Consider the following 16,847-nt stretch of genomic DNA (forward strand, 5'->3'; position numbering starts at 1 on the left):
CTCCTTTTTCTTATATTAAATTTGGTTATGCCGTAAGTATTCAAGACTTTTCCGAACGCTGTCGATGGGAGGGATCTTTGAGTCGTCCTGTTCGACAATCCACCAATCCACATCGCTGTGCATGCCGAATTCCAGGATGGATTCCAGGTCCACTCCACCTGATCCAAGTTCCGCGAAAAATCGTTCGCCGTCCGTTGTCATATCTTTTAAATGGACAAGGGGAGTCCGCCCCTGGTGACGCTTCAGCCACTCAACAGGATTTTCCCCTGCATAGGTCAGCCAATAGATATCAAATTCAGCTTTGACCATATGGGGATTCGTTTCAGTCATAATCGTCTCGAGAGCCGTTTTCCCGTTCGAAAGAGTCCTTAATTCGAAGTCATGGTGATGATAGCAGAGAGTGATACCCGCTTCAAAGCATTTTGCACCAATGGCGTTCAGGTCATCGATCAATCGGAAATAATCTTCCTCTGTTCGTTCATCAGGGGGCAAATATGGGCAAACGATGTAGGTACTGCCCAGCTCAAGCTGATCCTCGATCACCTGATCAACGTTGCTCCTTAGTTCGGATAAAGAAATATGACTGGATACGGCACGAAGATTCAGCTTGTCCAGTAATTCTTTCAGCTCCTTGACGGATAAGCCTCCGTAACCAGCAAGTTCTACACCTTCATAGCCTAAATCAGCCACTTTTTGAAGAGTACCGATATAATCCTTTTCTGCCTCGTTTCGCAATGTATACATCTGGAGGGCAACAGGAATATCTTTCATACGCTCACTCCTATCCTTTGGTCATGTTCGCGTTGATTTGAGAAAGAACGCTCTTATATACTTCTAATTCTTCTTCTGAAATCCCTTTAAGAATCGTATCTTCATAAAGATTTTCAATGAAAGGGGACAGCTCTTCCTTCGCTTTCATTCCTTTTTCTGTGATGGAAATAAGGAATGATCTTCTATCTTCGGAGTTCTTTTCTTTGTAAATCAGCTTTTTTCTTTCTAAAATATCCAGGATTCTTGTCAGTGTCGGCTGATCTTTTTCTGACCTCATGGCAAGCTCCTTTTGACTGATTCCATCTTGTTCTGCAAGTCTCTTCAGAACGGTCCACTGCTCAGGTGTCACATCGAATTCTTTTAGATGGAGAGTGAGGAATCGAATAATATTTTTGACTGTATGGCTTGTATATAAGCCAATGGATTCATCTCGGGACATTGTCACTGGTTTCACCTTCTACATGAGTTTCTTCTCTTTATCATACATGAAATCCGGAAGAATTTGAATTAATTGTTACAACAACTATATATACAAATATACATGTTAAAGATATAATTAGTATAACAATTAATTGTGCGAAGGAGAATGATAGTGGAGCACTCAACGAAACAAAACATCTGGACGCGGCCATTTTTTATGGCGCTACTGAATAATTTTTTTCTCTTTTTAGTTTTTTACTCATTGTTAACCATCCTGCCTCTATATGTGCTTGATGAGTTGCACGGAACAGAAGGTCAGGCAGGACTTGCTACAACGGTCTTCTTACTATCGGCGATCATTGTACGTCCCTTTTCGGGGAAAATCATTGAGCTGTTAGGGAAGAAAAAGACACTCATCCTCAGTGTGTTAATGTTCGGGATTTCCTCATTCATTTACTTTTGGGTAAATGATTTTTATTTTTTGATGGGGCTCCGTTTTTTCCATGGAATCTGGTTTAGTATCGGTTCAACGGTCATGGTGGCGATTGCCGCAGACATGATCCCCGCAAACAGGAAGGGGGAGGGACTTGGTTACTTTGCCATGTCGATGAACCTGGCAGTTGTAGTCGGACCATTTCTTTCCCTGGCCCTCCTACAGTGGATTCCGTACACGACATTGTTCATGGGGCTTGCATGGATCATTGTCATAGGCTTTCTTTGCTCATTTGGTATTCAGGTGACAGAGAACGATGTAATGGAACAGGTATTGAGCAGACGCCTGACCCTTAAGGATTTAATAGAAGTGAAAGCAATCCCGATTGCCTTGGTAGGGTTCCTGACATCATTTGCTTACTCCGGGATCATGTCGTTTATCTCCGTTTATGCGAAGTCTATCGGATTATTCGAATCCGTCAGTTTATTCTTCGTCGTATTTGCCGCTGCGATGCTTCTGTCGCGGCCATATACAGGGCGACTATTTGATCGGTCGGGACCCAACGCGGTCATCTACCCGTCCCTGGTCATCTTTGCCTTTGGACTGATTCTCTTAAGCTTCACTCATTCCGTCGTTTTCTTATTGATATCAGGAACGCTGATCGGACTCGGGTATGGTGCTTTACTTCCAAGTTTCCAGACCATGTCGATACAGGCTGCACCGAAGAGGAGAACGGGGCATGCGACGGCTACGTTCTTCATTTTTTATGACCTCGGGATTGCGGTCGGGTCGTTTGTGCTGGGGCTTGTTTCCTCGCAGTTCGGTTTTTCGGCTTTATATATCGTCTGCAGTGGGGTGGTACTGGTCACAGTCGCGGCATATAAAATCTTGACGAAACGAAGAACAATGGCTGTACATCAAGGGGAAGCGTTGGAGTTATAAAATGAACAGGGGCTTACCTTTCGGAGGTGAGTCCCTTTTTAATGATCAGGGGTCAATGTGAAGGTATGAACCTGAAACGAAACGTACACTCTAATGGTACAGGGGAGGTGTAAAACCATGGCACAAGACGTACTATGTGAAGTTAGCAACTGCAGGTACAACAGTGAAGGAAAGAAGTGTTCTGCAGACCAGATTTTTGTTGTCAGTCATAAAGGGAATAAAGCACACAACAGTGAAGAAACGGACTGCAAAACATTCGAACCGGGTATGTAAGAGGATAGAAGGCAACCATAGGCGTGGTTGTCTTCTTTTTTTATTAGTATTGATAATAATTCTCAATGTTATGCAAAAAAGCTCACAAAGAGTTGTGAGCTAACTTGCTTGTTCCGATAACGCAGTCGTTCGGAGCTGTCTGTATTTTGAATAGAAAAGTCCCGTCATCACAAGGGAGAGGCATCCGAATAATACCGTCATGATCTGCAGCCCGACAAGATCTAAGAGGAGTCCGGTTAAAAGCAGGACAACTTGGAAGATCAGGCGGTCGAGCATATTCCGGAACGAAAAGAAGCGTCCGTGAAATTCTTTCGGGATCCGTGTTTGAAAAATGGTGGCGGCTGTCGGAAAGAAGCACCCTACAGAGAAGCCGAACACGGTGAAGGCAAGCACCGACATAACGGGGCTTGTAGCAAAATAAAGAAGCATTTGCGCAATCCCGATAACAAAGCTGAAGGTGAATAGAATCTTATATGGAGATACGTTTTCACCGATTTTTTTCACTGCAAATGCACCCGTCATAAAAGCGATTCCTTCCGCTGTATAAATCCATCCTTTAATGGCGGAACTGTCCTGAAGCTCACTGATGTTGATGACCATCAAGTTGAATCCGCCGATAAATAAAAGCGGGATGAGTGTCATCACGAGGGTCATAAATACGATGGGAAGTCCTTTGATGACCGGGAATACTTCCTTGAAGCCTGCTGCTTTTGGCTTGCTGCCTTGCGTTTTGACGTGTGACTCCTCATTTTCGTCGATTGTCAGGAACCAGGTCATGACGAACAGGGCAAGATAAGCTACAAGAGAAAGAACATACAGCATCGATAACGAAATGATGACCAGCAGGATTCCCGCTAATGCCGTCCCGAGGATCCTTGAAAGGGTCGCCACATTCATATGCACCCCGTTCATCTGCAGCAGTTCACTCTCTTTCACCACCATCGGAATGGCAGCCTGAAGGGCAGGGAAATAAAAAGCGGCTGAGATTTGAATGCTGACTAAGAAGACGACCATCCATAGTACCGAGCCCGTATATATAGCGATGAGCATGAAAACGACACTGAGTGCCCGTGTGAATCCGGAGACGAGCATCACGGTTTTTTTATTTGCCTGATCCGTTATTTTGCCGGCTAGCGGACCGACAGCAAGGCCGGCCAGGAGACCAGAAGCTAACAGGACAGACTTCAGGAAGTCAGAAGGCACCTTCTCCTGCATAAACTCCAGATTTCCGATGATTCCGAGCCATAATCCAAGCCCGGCAATGAATTCCCCGATCAATAATATCCACACATTCTTATTTTTCCACATAGTAGGTCCGTCCCTCGCAGTCGATTTATTTCGTTACTCTAAATATACTATGCTGGGGGTGGGATGGGAATGGTTTTTTGTTGGGGGAGGAGTGTGTTTTATGGAGCAAATGCATTTCGCTGATAAAAGTGAGATATCGCTGATAAAACGTCAATTTCGCTGATATATCGGAAATTGCGCTGATAAAACTTATATTCCGCTGATAAAACCGGGGTTCACCAACTCAAGAAGGATTTTCTATGTTCCATGAAGAATACAAGTAGTATAAAATCGGACTGGAGTGATTAAATGATCGAAAAAGAACGAATCATCCCTCGAAATATCCTCGTTTTGCAAGCATTAATCCGCAGATTACCACTCAATCATCCAAAACTATACCTCATAACCGATGAACTCGGTAAAAGAATGGCAGGGTTCAAAGGAGAGAAGGCTTTGGATTACACATTAAGCTTATTAGACAACAAAAAATACTACATTCTCAACGATCTTAGGATCCCCTATAAAGAAGGCTTTTTTCAAATAGACACTCTGCTTATCACGACCAAAGTAATCATAAATATTGAAGTCAAATACCTTGCAGGTACTGCTTACTTCGATCCAATCTTCAATCAGCTTATTCAAATAAAAGATGGTAATGAATCAGCGTTACCAGACCCTACAATTCAAGTTAAAAGACAGGAAAGCAAGCTGCTAGATTGGCTAAAGAAGAATGGCTTCTCCAATATCCCCATATATTCCTGCGTAGTCATGAGTAACGAGCGTACAATTATAAAGACCTCTCCAGATAACAAAATCCTTAATAAAATCGTCATTCACCGCCAATCCTTATTCGATAAGGTTAAATATATTGAGGAATCTGCTAGAAACGAATCGGCATCTATGAAGGACATAAAAAAATTGATCCGCACTTTAAAAAGGCATCATTCAGAACCTGTTTCCACTGTTTTAGAACGATATGGAATTACAGAAATGGGATTGTTAAAGGGAGTCATATGTGAAGTTTGCAATCACCGGCCGTTAAAAAGGAAACATGGTAAATGGTTTTGTATGGAATGTAATAATGAAAATACTCATGCGCACATTCAAGCTCTTAAAGATTATGAACTTCTTATTAGGCCCACAATAAATAATGCTGAGTTAAGAACATTTTTAAATGTAGATTCCTCCCATGTTGCCAAACGACTCCTCCAATCCCTCAACCTACCCACCACAGGCATCAAAAAAGGAACCACATATATCCTCTCGTTCAACGAAAATCAATCAACAAATTCCCACCAAAAAACCCAGAGCCCATGACTCCGGATTTGTATGGTTATATAAATCGATTTAAATATTTTCCAAATATTTTGTTCATCACTTTGGGTGTGTTTTCTATATAAACATTGATCTGGTCAATATTTGATTCGAATGTATCAGAGTTACTTTCAACTGTTGGGAAATCAGATATTCCTTTAATAATAATACATTCAACATCATTCTTCTTACAGATATACGCAATGGCACCTGCTTCTGTATCGGCTATTGTGATTTCGTTTTCTTTAAGTTCTAAATAGTCCTTCCACATAACGACTGCTTTATCAGCGGTCCCGATTGTCCCGGTATAAAAATCATTTCCATATTTTGATAGATCGATATCGACAATAAAGGATTGCTTAATAAAAGGCTCGATTTCTTTTACTGTGCAATCATATTGAACGGCTTTGTCGGGTACAAAAATATCCAAAGGGCTGAACCTGTCATCTATTCCTGCACAGGTTCCAGCCACGATTACTTTCGGTAGATTATATTTAGAAATCATATACTGATTACCACCGACACCATTTACCTTCCTTACACCGGTACTATAAAAAATAAGTTCGGTATCATTCAGTGTTTTTATGAAATATTCGCCAAAAGGATAACCGAAACGTTCATGGTCTTTTATGCCGAAATATTCAATTGTCGCTTCATATTCCCACTTTGTTGCTATACTGATTCCTATCATCGACACATCACCCTGCTAAGATAGCTGTTTTTATGTTTCTTTACTAAACGAAACCCTTTAATAAAAGAAGAACTCTCAATCCTATTCAATCCACTCCTGGGACCACTTCTCTATATTCTTCATTAAAGGCTCTAAAGAATATCCTTTCTTTGTTAACGAATATTCAATCCGCACCGGTGTTTCGGGATAGACGGTCCGTGTAACGATTCCTTCTTGTTCAAGATCCTTTAATCGCTCGGAAAGAAGTCTGCCGCTGATGCCTATTGCGTCCTTGATGGTGCAGTTCCGTTGAGGACCGGAAAGCAGTTGATAAATGATGAGTCCCGTCCATCGCTGACTTAAGATACCAATCGCTTTTTCAAATCTTGGACATATTTCAGATTGGTTCATCCTCAATGCCTCCTTTGATCGTGGGAATTCTAATTAGTAGTATATCATATAACGGGTAATTAGGTAATTTAATTACTTGACGGAAATTAGTTATTAAATTAAAATAAGTTACATAAAGTAACTTAATGACAAACATCTAAAATAAATCGGAGGAATTATAATGACCTTTCATAAAGCACCCCATACATTTGTTGGAGAAGTGAACCTGATCGTACAAGATTTGAAGCGATCTCTATCTTTTTACAAGGAAGTGATCGGGTTTAAAGTGCTGGAGCAATCAGATAAACAGGCCACTTTAACGGTAGACGGTGTTCATAGTCTGTTATCCCTGGAAGAGCTTGAAGAAGCTTTACCTAAGGAGCCGCGGACGACCGGGTTGTATCATTTTGCTCTGTTGCTGCCAAGTAGAGAGGAGCTTGGTAAGATACTGGCCCATATGATCAAGCTGAATATACAGCTTGGTTCTTCTGATCATCTTGTCAGTGAAGCATTATATTTATCCGACCCTGATGGTAACGGAATCGAGATCTACAGGGATCGTCCAGCATCCGATTGGACATGGAATGGTGACCAAGTCGAGATGACCGTTGATCCCATCGATGCACGGGGGATATTAGCCGAGGCAGAAGGGGATGCGTGGAATGGACTCCCTGCCGCTACAGTGATGGGGCACATCCATCTCCACGTATCTGATTTGTTGTTGGCTGAAGAATTCTACGGGAATGGTCTTGGCTTTAACGTGGTGAGCCGATTCGGGAATCAGGCACTCTTCATTTCAACAGGAGGGTACCATCACCACATAGGATTGAATACGTGGAATGGTGTAGGCGCACCGGCTCCTGCCGAAAACAGTGTGGGCCTCAACTGGTTCACCCTTCACTTCCCAAATGAAGAAAAGCGCAGCGGCATCATTCATAGTCTCAAATCCATTGGGGCCACAATCAAGGAACATGACGGTAAAATCCTCACAGTGGACCCATCCGGCAACCACATCTATTTAAGCTTGTAAAGGGGAGGGACGGACCTCGGAAAATGAGGTCCGTCCCTCTAAGCAGTTTTTTATGAACCCGAAGTTTTTAGTGGGATAATGGTATGTACATACTAAAGGAAATTCGGTTAGCAGGGGGAGTGAGATGGATGAAGTTGAGTGTATTGGATCAGTCTGTGATTGTGAGGGGTGGGGACGCAGGTACTGCGTTTCGGAATACAGTCAGGCTTGCACAGTTTACAGAGGAGTTAGGGTACACACGATTCTGGGTGGCGGAGCATCATAATACGAATGGTCTTGCGGGCTCTGCTCCCCAGGTACTGATTTCACATATTGCGTCCATGACGCGTGCGATCCGGGTCGGATCTGGGGGTGTCCTCCTTCCACAATACAGCCCGTACAAAATTGCGGAGGACTTCAAAGTGTTGGAAACCCTATTTCCCAATCGCATTGATCTTGGAATCGGGCGTTCCCCCGGGGGATCATATGAAACACGGATGGCTCTTACGGATGGGTTGAATAAGAGTATGAATGAGTTCCCTGGACAGCTCGAGGCACTTCAGAATTACTTGCATCTCTCACCTGAACAATCAGTGAAGGCTTATCCTGACGCAGTGTCTCCTCCACTTCCATGGATATTGGGCATCACCCACCGTGGGGCCCGGGTGGCAGCTGAAAAAGGCACGGCTTTTACCTTTGGTCACTTCATCAATCCGGTCAATGGGAAACGGGCGTTGGATTATTATCAAACCCGATTTCAGCCTTCACCCTCATTAGCCCGACCTTTGAGCAATGTGTGTATCTTTGTCGTTTGCGCTCCAACCGAGGAGGAAGCAGAAGAAATGGCTATCACACAAGACTTGTGGTTATTAGCTGTAGAGAAGGGGATTGATACTGAAATTCCTTCCGTTGAAGAAGCAAAGGCAAGAGTACTGACACCGGAAGAAAAAGAAAAAATAAAGGAAAACAGAAAAAGAGCGATAGTAGGAACTCCTCAAAAGGTGAAAGAAGAACTTCAGATGCTAAGTGAAGTATATCAAACCGATGAATTTATGATCATCACCAACGTGTCGCAATTCGAAGAAAAAATAAGGTCGTATGAGTTGATCGCTAAGGCGGTTCTCTAATTCAAGCTGATACCATGGAACCCTCTGAAAATAAGAAAGGGAACCTATGGCGCTTTCACGACAAGGTTCCCTTTCAATATATATGAAATTAATAATATGGATATGGTGAATAACCATAATAAGGCGGCGGATAGCCATACCCGTAACCATACCCATAACCTGGACTCAATAATGCTGCTCCTAATAATCCACCGGCAAGTCCTCCCACAAACGGACTGAAGCCGAATCCAAATCCTGGTCTTCCGAATCCGCCATAGCCGAACCCTGGTCTCCCGAACCCTCCAAATCCCGGCCTTCCGAAGCCTACCCGTCCGATTGGTCGGCGGTAATCATTATAGTCTACAAACGTTTCGTTGCCTGCTTGAAAATCATTCATAGCATAAAACCTCCTCTCTATCTAGGTTATGAGTATTCGTTTTGAGTTGGATTGGTATAGGCATTTACCCAGATAGAGAGATTTTATGAAAAAGTACCCAGGGGGAAATCAGGAGAAGATTTGAATATCTAATAGGATATGGATTGGGTTCGATTGTTTGTTCATTCCCACCATTTCGAAGATGGGAATGAATCTCCCTCTACAAGAAACGTTTCCCCGATTTTAGGCGTTACAATGGGGACATTCCGTTCTTTTCCGCATTTCGTGACGCGTTCAATCGGATCGGTCCATTCATGGAAAGATAATGTGAAAGCACCCCAATGTATGGGCAGGAGCCATTTCCCTTTTACATCAAGATGGGCTTGGACCGTCTCTTCCGGAAGCATGTGGATCGGTGCCCATCTGGGGTCATACTGTCCGCATTCCATCATGGTCAAATCGAAAGGACCGTACTTTTCACCAATCTCTTTGAAATGCGGACCATACCCACTATCCCCACTAAAAAAGATGTTGGACGATATCCCCCTGATACACCACGAACCCCATAAGGAAGCGTTCCGGTCATTCAGGCTTCTACCGGAGAAGTGTCGGGCAGGAGTACAGGCTATTGTTAGACCGGCCCATTCCACTTCATCCCACCAATCAAGCTCCACTATGTGATCGGGATGGATTCCCCAACGCTCCAAATGACTACCTACCCCAAGGGGAACGAAGAATTGCGTCACTTTGTTGCGGAGCTTTCGAATCGTTCCGTAATCAAGATGATCATAGTGATCATGGGAAAAAACCACAGCATCGATGGAAGGCAGTTCATCGAGTTGAAAGGGGAGTTCCCTGCTGTACCTTTTCCCCCCTATCCATGGGAACGGGGAGGGAGCACTGCCAAACATGGGGTCAAGCAGCAGTCTCTTCCCGTCCATTTCAAGTATGGCTGCAGAATGTCCGAACCACGTAACATTTGTCACAGGATGGGGGTGGGAAAAAGATGGGAAAGCGACTCTTGGAAGATCGACATCAGGTTTACGATTAGCGTTTCGTTTTACGAGATCGCGAATCATTGAAACGGATGAAGAAAAGCTCGTGTCCATAGAAGTCGGCGTCGAGTTTTAAAAGGATCCTTGTGAGTACTGAGGAGAGGTATGAACCCGTTCACCTGCAGGTTTTTTACCAAATGCGGGGTAGTATTTTACAATCAGAAAGGCGGTCAATAGGAAAGCGAATAGTATTATGAGAATAGTGGTCATGAATATTCTCCTTTTAGCTATTACTATCGCAGATTCATACGTTCCTGTCCAAAGACAGGGTTCTCATCGTTCAAAGGAGAAAACCGATTCATCTTCGCAAGACGAAAAGACAAACGGTACAATGAAGGTAAGAGAAAAATGGTGGGGAGGAGAAACGATGAAAAAGATATTGATTGGAATCGGTCTTATATTCATAGTGGCTCTTGGGGCATTTTTCGGACCGAAACTGTATGCAAGCATTACCCAGAAATCGTTGGGGAGTGAAGCGGTGAAATCGGAGACGATCGATGAAGATCATGCACTTGCGACCTTTGCGGGTGGTTGCTTCTGGTGTATGGAACCGCCCTTTGAAAAACTGGACGGCGTATACTCTGTCATTTCGGGATATACAAGCGGTGAAGAAAAAAATCCGACCTATGATGAAGTGTCCTCCGAACAGACGGGACATGTTGAAGCGGTTCAAATTGAATACGATCCTGACGTGATCACCTATGAGCAATTATTGAAAGTCTTCTGGAGGCAAATCGATCCGACGGATGCCGGTGGTCAATTCGTCGATCGTGGACCCCAGTACGTGAGCGGGATTTTCTATCATAGTGAAGCACAGATGAAGACCGCTCAGAAATCAAAAAAGGAATTGGAAGCTTCAGGGCGTTTTGATGGAGAAGTGGTAACGGAGATCCAGCCGGCCAAAACGTTTTACAAAGCCGAAGAGTACCATCAGGATTACTATAAGAAAAATAAACTCAGCTATAAATTTTATAGAAGCAATTCAGGCAGGGATGATTTTCTGGAGAAAGCGTGGGGCGATGAACGCCATATAGAACTCCAGACCAATTCTCTTTATCCCTCTTTTACAGATGATGAATTAAAAGAAAAATTGACGGATATCCAATACAAAGTCACCCGGGAAGATGCCACGGAGGAAGCGTTCAAGAATGAATATTGGGACAACGAGGAAGAAGGCATCTATGTGGATGTCGTCTCCGGTGAACCTCTATTCAGTTCGAAGGATAAATACAAAAGTGGAACAGGGTGGCCGAGTTTCACAAAGCCCCTCGTGGAAGATAATATTGTGGAAATGGAGGACCGCACATGGTTCACCGTGCGGACGGAAGTCAGGAGTAAACACGCGGATTCCCACCTGGGTCATGTATTCGATGATGGCCCGAAACCAACAGGATTAAGATATTGCATGAATTCAGCAGCTCTTCGATTTGTGCCGAAGAATGAATTGGAGGAGCAGGGGTACGGTGAATTCTTGTCTCAATTCTAAATAGAAGTGAGGGACGGACCTTTATTGAAGGTCCGTCCCTATCATTCATCTGTCCAATTTGACGATCTTTGCATCCGGGTTGGGACGGTCGAGGATGAGGTCCCGCAGGATGTTGGCTCCTAGCATGCTGTATACGGTACCGTTTCCGCCATAACCGAGCAGATAATAAATCCTGTCTTTGTCGGGATGTTTTCCGATATAGGGAAGGTTGTCCAGGGACTCCCCGAAGCTCGCCCCCCATGCATAGTCCATCTTGATCTTCAGGTCGGGAAACAGTTTCTGAACTTCTTTTTCGATCCGCTTTCCGCGTTTTTCAATTTTCTTCTCACTTTGAGGCGCCTCTGCAGGGTCTTCGTCTAATCCGCCGGCAATAATCCGGTTATCTACCGTAGTGCGCATGTATAAATAAGGCCGCTTTGTCTCCCAGATTAGCGCTCTGTCATCCCATTGAGATAAGTCTTCAATCGGTTCTGTCGCAATGGCGTAGGATCTGTTGATATCTGAGCCGATGTTTTTATTTAAAGGTGGTGTTTCATAGCCCGTTGCATGAATCAAATGCGTTGCTTGAATAATCCCATCAGGAGTATGGATATTTACACCTGTAGAATGTTCTTCTATACTTGTTGCTTCGAGATTTTCAAAAATCGTTGTTTGCTTTCCTTCTTTTAAATAGTCAAATATCCCATTCACGAATTTGTATGGATTCACTTCTGCATCCCCATGTGTGATCAACGCGCCGGGCTTTGAAAAAGGCAAGCGGTCTTTCATCTCTTTACGAGACCAATATTCCACAGGGAAGCAGTGCTCATTCAAGGTTTTATATTCTCTCTTTAACTTTGAAACATGTCGGGATGTGCTTGCATAATAAATGCTTTTCCTGCGGATGAAATCAGGAGAAACCGGTAAATTCATCGCTACCTGCTCCAGATTCTCCACTGCTTCCAAACATAAGGAATAAAAGCGAACTGCTTTGTCCTCTCCGATCTGATCCATCAAATCATGGAGCATCACGTCATTGGAAAATTGAAGCAGCCCTGTATTCGCGGATGAACTCCCTGCAGCCAGCGTCCGCTTTTCAATGATGGCGACATTCAAGCCTTCCTGTACGAGTGAATAGGCGCATAATGCCCCGGACATACCACCTCCAACGATGACTGCATCATACTTTTTATCAAAATCTTCTTTTCTATTTTTTAATGTCGTTGGCCAATACAATTGACCGTTGTGTAATTTCATCCTGGTGCCCCCATTGAGTAATGAATTTATTTATATTCCATTCCCTTGAAGAGTGAAGATTAAAACATGAATTTTTTGGGGATGTTCTCGTTTAAAAAAAGGATGGGCATGCGCCCATCCTGATCCGTTAAAATAATTCAGTATTCAATTCTACATCGATGTTTCCATCTGTCGCTTTTGAATACGGGCAAACACCATGTGCTTTTTCCACAAGTTGTTTAGCTTCATCCAGTTCTACACCATTCACGGCGACTGAGAGGACAACGCCTAACTTAAATCCGCCATCTGTATCTTTACCGATCGAAACTTCGGCCGTTACATTAGATTGGATTTTTTTCTTTTCCTGACGGGCCACTAAGTTAAGAGCGCTGTCGAAACAAGCCGCATATCCAGCTGCAAATAGTTGTTCAGGATTTGTTTCCCCGTCTGCCCCGGAACCACCAAGAGCTTTTGGCATGCCCAACGCAACATCCAATACTCCGTCACTGCTTGTTACTTTTCCGTCACGGCCACCTTTAGCCGTTGCTTTTGCTGTGTATAATGCATTCATTTCTTTCACTCCTCTTTTTTAGTTGTGTACAATTTAACTTTGCAAGAATAACTATAAAGGATTTCATTTTAATTGTCAACGATTTAGTTGTGTGCAATTCAATTTGATAATTGATCATCTTTTTTGTATGATAATCACAATTAGTATGTTCAAGAAAGGAATCGACATGTATGAAGGATCCACTTTTATTGGAAAATCAAATCTGTTTTAAAATATATACAGCTGAGAGAGAAATCACAAAACTTTACCGAAGTTTATTGGAGGAAATCGGCGTCACCTATCCTCAATACTTGGCTTTGCTCGTGTTATGGGAAGAAGAAACGATTTCGGTAAAGGAACTCGGGAGGAAGTTATTCCTGGATTCGGGAACGTTGACCCCTATGTTGAAGAGGATGGAAGCAAACGGACTTGTCGAACGGAAACGATCGAAAGAGGATGAGCGGAGTGTCGTCATCAGTCTTACCGATAGAGGGAGAGATCTGAAGAAGAAAGCAGAATGCGTCCCGACCCGTTTATTGGAGAGGCTTGAGATGGATGGTGACGAGCTTTTGAAGTTGGACCAGACGCTGACGACGATATTGGGGAAACTGCAGGGGTAAAATAATAATTGTCATTTCTGGACAGTAATTGTTATAATTTGGATATTGGCTGGAATTTTAGCCGTTTTGGCTGGGTTTTGTCTCATAACGGCCGGATTCTCCTTGTTTCTGGCTGATTTTCTCCCATAACGGCTGGATTTCCATCACAAGCGGCTGGATTTTTCCCGTCTGGACCGAACTCTCAACAAAAAATGATGAAAATCATCCCCTGAGACCATCCCAACACCCTACTTATCTTAAAGGAGTGATCTTATTGATTGTAAAAAAGCATGAACCCCCTGGTATCATCGTAAACCTTGAGGTGTTATTACGGCGCTTACCCAAATCCTTCAGCGGAAGAAATGAGATTGAGCATCAGTTGGGAAATTTCAAGGCAGGATACCACGGGGTTATATTGATACAACCTATAACCAAATGATTCGGAACCTGAATGGTAAAATAGAGGTATTTCAGGATCCCATCCTCCAGTCTCACAGACAAAAAAAGGACCTTGAAAGGTGGCTGGTGGAAAGAAATTACCCGTCCATACCTGTCGAGAACATTGTAGTCTTTACCAACCCACATTCCCATATAAAAAATTCTTCGCAAGATCATTCCGTTTATCAAAGGGTGATAAGAAGTGCAAAACTCCTTTTCCAAATTGAAAGCTATTTCCAATCCCATCAAAATCCATCATTATCTCCTCAACAAGTAACCAAATTGACGAAAGCATTTTTGAAGCATCACATACCACAATCCTATGACCTCTTAAAACAGTTCAATATCTCACAATCGTTTATTCTTCATGGAGTTTACTGTGTTCAATGTCAGTCCGGATCTATGGAGAGAATAAGTGGTACATGGAGATGCGAGCGCTGTTTATTCGTTCAAAAGGATGCCCATACTCATGCATTGAGAGATTATGCGTTTCTGATAAATACCTTTATTACGAACAAGCAAGCGAGGGAATTCTTAAAATTGGAGTCCACTTCAACTGCGCGCAAACTCCTGCAAAAATTGGGTATTCCGTTGACGGGATCCACAAGGGACCGAGCATACAACTTGTCACCACTCATCGAGACTCCTCCTTCTCCCCCCGAAACGCCAGCACCGAAGTCTTCAAAGAAGCGTAATTCCCAATCGCCCCATAACCGTAAAACAAACCCATGAATATGCCAGTGACGAGATACCCCCTGTGGCTGATGAAAATCGAAATGAAGAGCCCGAGTATGACGGCAATATTCGGTACTAGAAAAGCCCTTGGTTTAAAGAAGACTTTTATTAGCTGGGTTAACAGGATAATGACGGGAATGGCGATGACAGCATCCCAGAAATTTGTGTGAATGGTAGGGAAATCCATATTAAAGCCTCCAATAAAGGTTTTGTTCATACTATTTCCTTATTGTGTGTGGTTTAACAAAAAAAGATGACCCCTTAAGAGGGATCATCCATTTTAAATCGTGCGTTCCAGCGCTCTGCCTTCTCCAGTGCAGCCGTGTCGTTCACGATCTCACCAGGCTTGACGCCGGCACCGATCAGATAATCTGTGAATTCCATATGGACAAATTCAAAAATGTAATTGAATTGCTGAACAAGGGGAAGTCCTTTTATGTTGGCGGAGCTTCCTCCCGTAATCACGACGTACGCCTTTTTCTTCGTAAGCTCTTCTTTCAGGTTGAAGCGCTCGTCGCGCAAATACTGACTCCAGCGGTCGAAGAAGTTCTTCATCGGGCCGCTCATACCATACCAGTAAAGGGGGGTGGCGAATAATAATATGTCATGATCTTCCATTAACCGGACGAGCTGTTCGTAATCATCCTCGACAGGGAGGAATCCACCTTCAGCGTGACGCAAGTCTTCAATCGGTTCAATATGCAGATCGGCAAGGGAAATAATGGTATGGTCGGTGCCTTCGACGATTTTTTTCGCAAGATATTCGGAGTTCCCGTTTTTTCGTGTGCTTCCTAATAGGGCCAGTACTTTCATTAATGAACACTCCTTTATACATTTCAATATATTTAGCTTTAACAGTCTTTAATGCCAACTTCATGGAATGAGGTTTTTAATGGTTATGAGTATACCATTGATGGGGAGATTAAAGTAGCAACCTGAACCAGGTGACGGATTATAATAAAGTGATTGGCGTTGCGATTTCTGGGAATAAAAGTAAAATGGCTGGTTTCTTATCGGAATCGGCTGGATTCTGGGGCATTCCGGCCGGATTTTCATCAAAAACGGCCGGATTAATCCGCTTTTCGGCTGGATGTTCTCGAAAATCGGCTGGATTCTTTCCCACTCTGGCCTCACCCGGACCGGATGCCCCTGCACCATGACCGGATCCCCCCAAAACCCACGCTGCCCGAAGACAAAAAAGGACGAATCGACACCCCGATTCGTCCTTTTCTCATTCTTCTTGCCACCCAGGATATTACCGTCTCCGGAATCCTTCTTCACGTAGATACAGCGCTGCTTCATCATACCCGCCAAAGCTGTCCTCGAGATTATCGCCGGCGTAAATATTCCAGCGGTCATCTTCTTCAATCAGCATAAGGGAATGACCCTCCGCATCTTTCCATAACTGTTCCACGGGAGGTGCCACTTCTTCTTCCGTTGCCAAGTGATCAATCGACGCACGAATGATTCCGCGCAGTTCATCCGCCGAAAAATCACGGATATTCACAAGACCTTTTGGATTCGCTTCATATCCGGGGAGATTGCCTGTATAAACAAATCCGTTCCCGTTCGGGTGCAGGTGATAGACGACAGTCGTTTTTTCATAGAGACTGTCTTCAAAGTGGAAGTTCACCCGGTTCAGTGAAACGTCCTTTCGTGTAAGCTCGGGAAACTCTTCTATGAGAGCTAATTTATTTTCAAATGTCAGCAATGTGATTCCTCATTTCATTTTACGATTTTCCCATTATAACACAGCGCCCTATTTTCTATAGAGGATT

21 protein-coding genes are annotated in these 16,847 nt (G+C 43.6%); 8 read left to right on the forward strand and 13 right to left on the reverse strand.

The features are described from left to right. Positions 1–15: 15 nt before the first annotated feature. Positions 16–771, reverse strand: a complete 756-nt coding sequence (locus tag ACSQ2E_RS03270; protein WP_435989329.1) for a sugar phosphate isomerase/epimerase family protein — start codon at positions 769–771, stop codon at positions 16–18. Positions 772–781: 10 nt separating this feature from the next. Further along, positions 782–1,210, reverse strand: coding sequence for a MarR family winged helix-turn-helix transcriptional regulator (locus ACSQ2E_RS03275; RefSeq protein WP_435994372.1), 429 nt, complete (start codon positions 1,208–1,210; stop codon positions 782–784). Between the two features lie 147 nt (positions 1,211–1,357). Here ACSQ2E_RS03275 and ACSQ2E_RS03280 point away from each other — a divergent pair, with 147 nt between their 5' ends. Further along, positions 1,358–2,566 carry an MFS transporter gene (locus tag ACSQ2E_RS03280; protein ID WP_435989330.1) on the forward strand — a complete coding sequence of 403 codons (1,209 nt, stop codon included), beginning with the start codon at positions 1,358–1,360 and terminating at the stop codon, positions 2,564–2,566. Between the two features lie 117 nt (positions 2,567–2,683). Continuing rightward, entirely contained in the window at positions 2,684–2,839 is a 156-nt protein-coding gene (locus ACSQ2E_RS03285) for a DUF1540 domain-containing protein (RefSeq protein ID WP_079532121.1), read from the forward strand. A 99-nt stretch (positions 2,840–2,938) separates the two neighbouring features. Here ACSQ2E_RS03285 and ACSQ2E_RS03290 read toward each other — a convergent pair whose 3' ends face one another. Next, on the reverse strand, positions 2,939–4,147 hold the full coding sequence (locus tag ACSQ2E_RS03290) for an MFS transporter (protein WP_435989331.1): 1,209 nt from the start codon (positions 4,145–4,147) through the stop codon (positions 2,939–2,941). Between the two features lie 288 nt (positions 4,148–4,435). On the opposite strand from ACSQ2E_RS03290, the gene ACSQ2E_RS03295 reads away from it, so the two are divergent. After that, positions 4,436–5,443, forward strand: a complete 1,008-nt coding sequence (locus ACSQ2E_RS03295; protein ID WP_435989332.1) for a nuclease-related domain-containing protein — start codon at positions 4,436–4,438, stop codon at positions 5,441–5,443. 16 nt (positions 5,444–5,459) lie between these two features. Here ACSQ2E_RS03295 and ACSQ2E_RS03300 read toward each other — a convergent pair whose 3' ends face one another. Both ACSQ2E_RS03300 and ACSQ2E_RS03305 read right to left on the reverse strand, forming a co-directional pair. Then, complete coding sequence (locus ACSQ2E_RS03300) at positions 5,460–6,131, reverse strand: phosphorylase family protein (protein ID WP_435989333.1); 672 nt, start codon at positions 6,129–6,131, stop codon at positions 5,460–5,462. An 81-nt stretch (positions 6,132–6,212) separates the two neighbouring features. Then, the gene (locus tag ACSQ2E_RS03305; RefSeq protein ID WP_435989334.1) at positions 6,213–6,521 is read right to left on the reverse strand and encodes a winged helix-turn-helix transcriptional regulator; all 309 of its coding nucleotides are present in this window, start codon (positions 6,519–6,521) and stop codon (positions 6,213–6,215) included. Positions 6,522–6,681: 160 nt separating this feature from the next. Here ACSQ2E_RS03305 and ACSQ2E_RS03310 point away from each other — a divergent pair, with 160 nt between their 5' ends. Both ACSQ2E_RS03310 and ACSQ2E_RS03315 read left to right on the forward strand, forming a co-directional pair. After that, positions 6,682–7,530, forward strand: a complete 849-nt coding sequence (locus tag ACSQ2E_RS03310) for a VOC family protein (RefSeq protein WP_435989335.1) — start codon at positions 6,682–6,684, stop codon at positions 7,528–7,530. Positions 7,531–7,658: 128 nt separating this feature from the next. Then, complete coding sequence (locus ACSQ2E_RS03315; protein ID WP_435989336.1) at positions 7,659–8,636, forward strand: LLM class flavin-dependent oxidoreductase; 978 nt, start codon at positions 7,659–7,661, stop codon at positions 8,634–8,636. Positions 8,637–8,724: 88 nt separating this feature from the next. Here ACSQ2E_RS03315 and ACSQ2E_RS03320 read toward each other — a convergent pair whose 3' ends face one another. Together ACSQ2E_RS03320 and ACSQ2E_RS03325 are read right to left on the reverse strand one after the other, a co-directional pair. After that, the gene (locus ACSQ2E_RS03320; protein WP_435989337.1) at positions 8,725–9,012 is read right to left on the reverse strand and encodes a spore coat protein; all 288 of its coding nucleotides are present in this window, start codon (positions 9,010–9,012) and stop codon (positions 8,725–8,727) included. Positions 9,013–9,173: 161 nt separating this feature from the next. Then, positions 9,174–10,100, reverse strand: a complete 927-nt coding sequence (locus ACSQ2E_RS03325; protein WP_435989338.1) for an MBL fold metallo-hydrolase — start codon at positions 10,098–10,100, stop codon at positions 9,174–9,176. A 313-nt stretch (positions 10,101–10,413) separates the two neighbouring features. Between ACSQ2E_RS03325 and msrA the strand changes: the two genes are divergently transcribed. Next, the gene (gene msrA / locus ACSQ2E_RS03330; protein ID WP_435989339.1) at positions 10,414–11,532 is read left to right on the forward strand and encodes a peptide-methionine (S)-S-oxide reductase MsrA; all 1,119 of its coding nucleotides are present in this window, start codon (positions 10,414–10,416) and stop codon (positions 11,530–11,532) included. A 45-nt stretch (positions 11,533–11,577) separates the two neighbouring features. On the opposite strand, the gene ACSQ2E_RS03335 is transcribed toward msrA, so the two are convergent. After that, on the reverse strand, positions 11,578–12,768 hold the full coding sequence (locus tag ACSQ2E_RS03335; protein ID WP_435989340.1) for an NAD(P)/FAD-dependent oxidoreductase: 1,191 nt from the start codon (positions 12,766–12,768) through the stop codon (positions 11,578–11,580). 127 nt (positions 12,769–12,895) lie between these two features. Further along, the gene (locus tag ACSQ2E_RS03340; protein ID WP_435989341.1) at positions 12,896–13,318 is read right to left on the reverse strand and encodes an organic hydroperoxide resistance protein; all 423 of its coding nucleotides are present in this window, start codon (positions 13,316–13,318) and stop codon (positions 12,896–12,898) included. A gap of 170 nt (positions 13,319–13,488) precedes the next feature. Between ACSQ2E_RS03340 and ACSQ2E_RS03345 the strand changes: the two genes are divergently transcribed. Then, on the forward strand, positions 13,489–13,917 hold the full coding sequence (locus tag ACSQ2E_RS03345) for a MarR family winged helix-turn-helix transcriptional regulator (RefSeq protein WP_435989342.1): 429 nt from the start codon (positions 13,489–13,491) through the stop codon (positions 13,915–13,917). A gap of 414 nt (positions 13,918–14,331) precedes the next feature. Further along, positions 14,332–15,066, forward strand: coding sequence for a nuclease-related domain-containing protein (locus ACSQ2E_RS03350; RefSeq protein ID WP_435989343.1), 735 nt, complete (start codon positions 14,332–14,334; stop codon positions 15,064–15,066). Here ACSQ2E_RS03350 and ACSQ2E_RS03355 read toward each other — a convergent pair. The 4 genes from ACSQ2E_RS03355 to ACSQ2E_RS03370 form a co-directional block, all read right to left on the reverse strand. Further along, positions 14,969–15,256, reverse strand: coding sequence for a hypothetical protein (locus tag ACSQ2E_RS03355; RefSeq protein WP_435989344.1), 288 nt, complete (start codon positions 15,254–15,256; stop codon positions 14,969–14,971). The genes ACSQ2E_RS03350 and ACSQ2E_RS03355 overlap by 98 nt on opposite strands. Positions 15,257–15,330: 74 nt before the next feature. Further along, on the reverse strand, positions 15,331–15,882 hold the full coding sequence (locus ACSQ2E_RS03360) for a flavodoxin family protein (RefSeq protein WP_435989345.1): 552 nt from the start codon (positions 15,880–15,882) through the stop codon (positions 15,331–15,333). A 60-nt stretch (positions 15,883–15,942) separates the two neighbouring features. Next, a complete protein-coding gene (locus ACSQ2E_RS03365; protein ID WP_435989346.1) occupies positions 15,943–16,350 on the reverse strand; it encodes a hypothetical protein in 408 nt (135 codons plus the stop codon). After that, a complete protein-coding gene (locus ACSQ2E_RS03370; protein WP_435989347.1) occupies positions 16,325–16,780 on the reverse strand; it encodes a hypothetical protein in 456 nt (151 codons plus the stop codon). Before ACSQ2E_RS03370 ends, ACSQ2E_RS03365 begins: the two co-directional genes overlap by 26 nt. Positions 16,781–16,847: the final 67 nt, after the last annotated feature.

The sequence above is a fragment of the Rossellomorea sp. LjRoot5 genome (genome assembly GCF_964253455.1).
Classification (GTDB): domain Bacteria; phylum Bacillota; class Bacilli; order Bacillales; family Bacillaceae_B; genus Rossellomorea.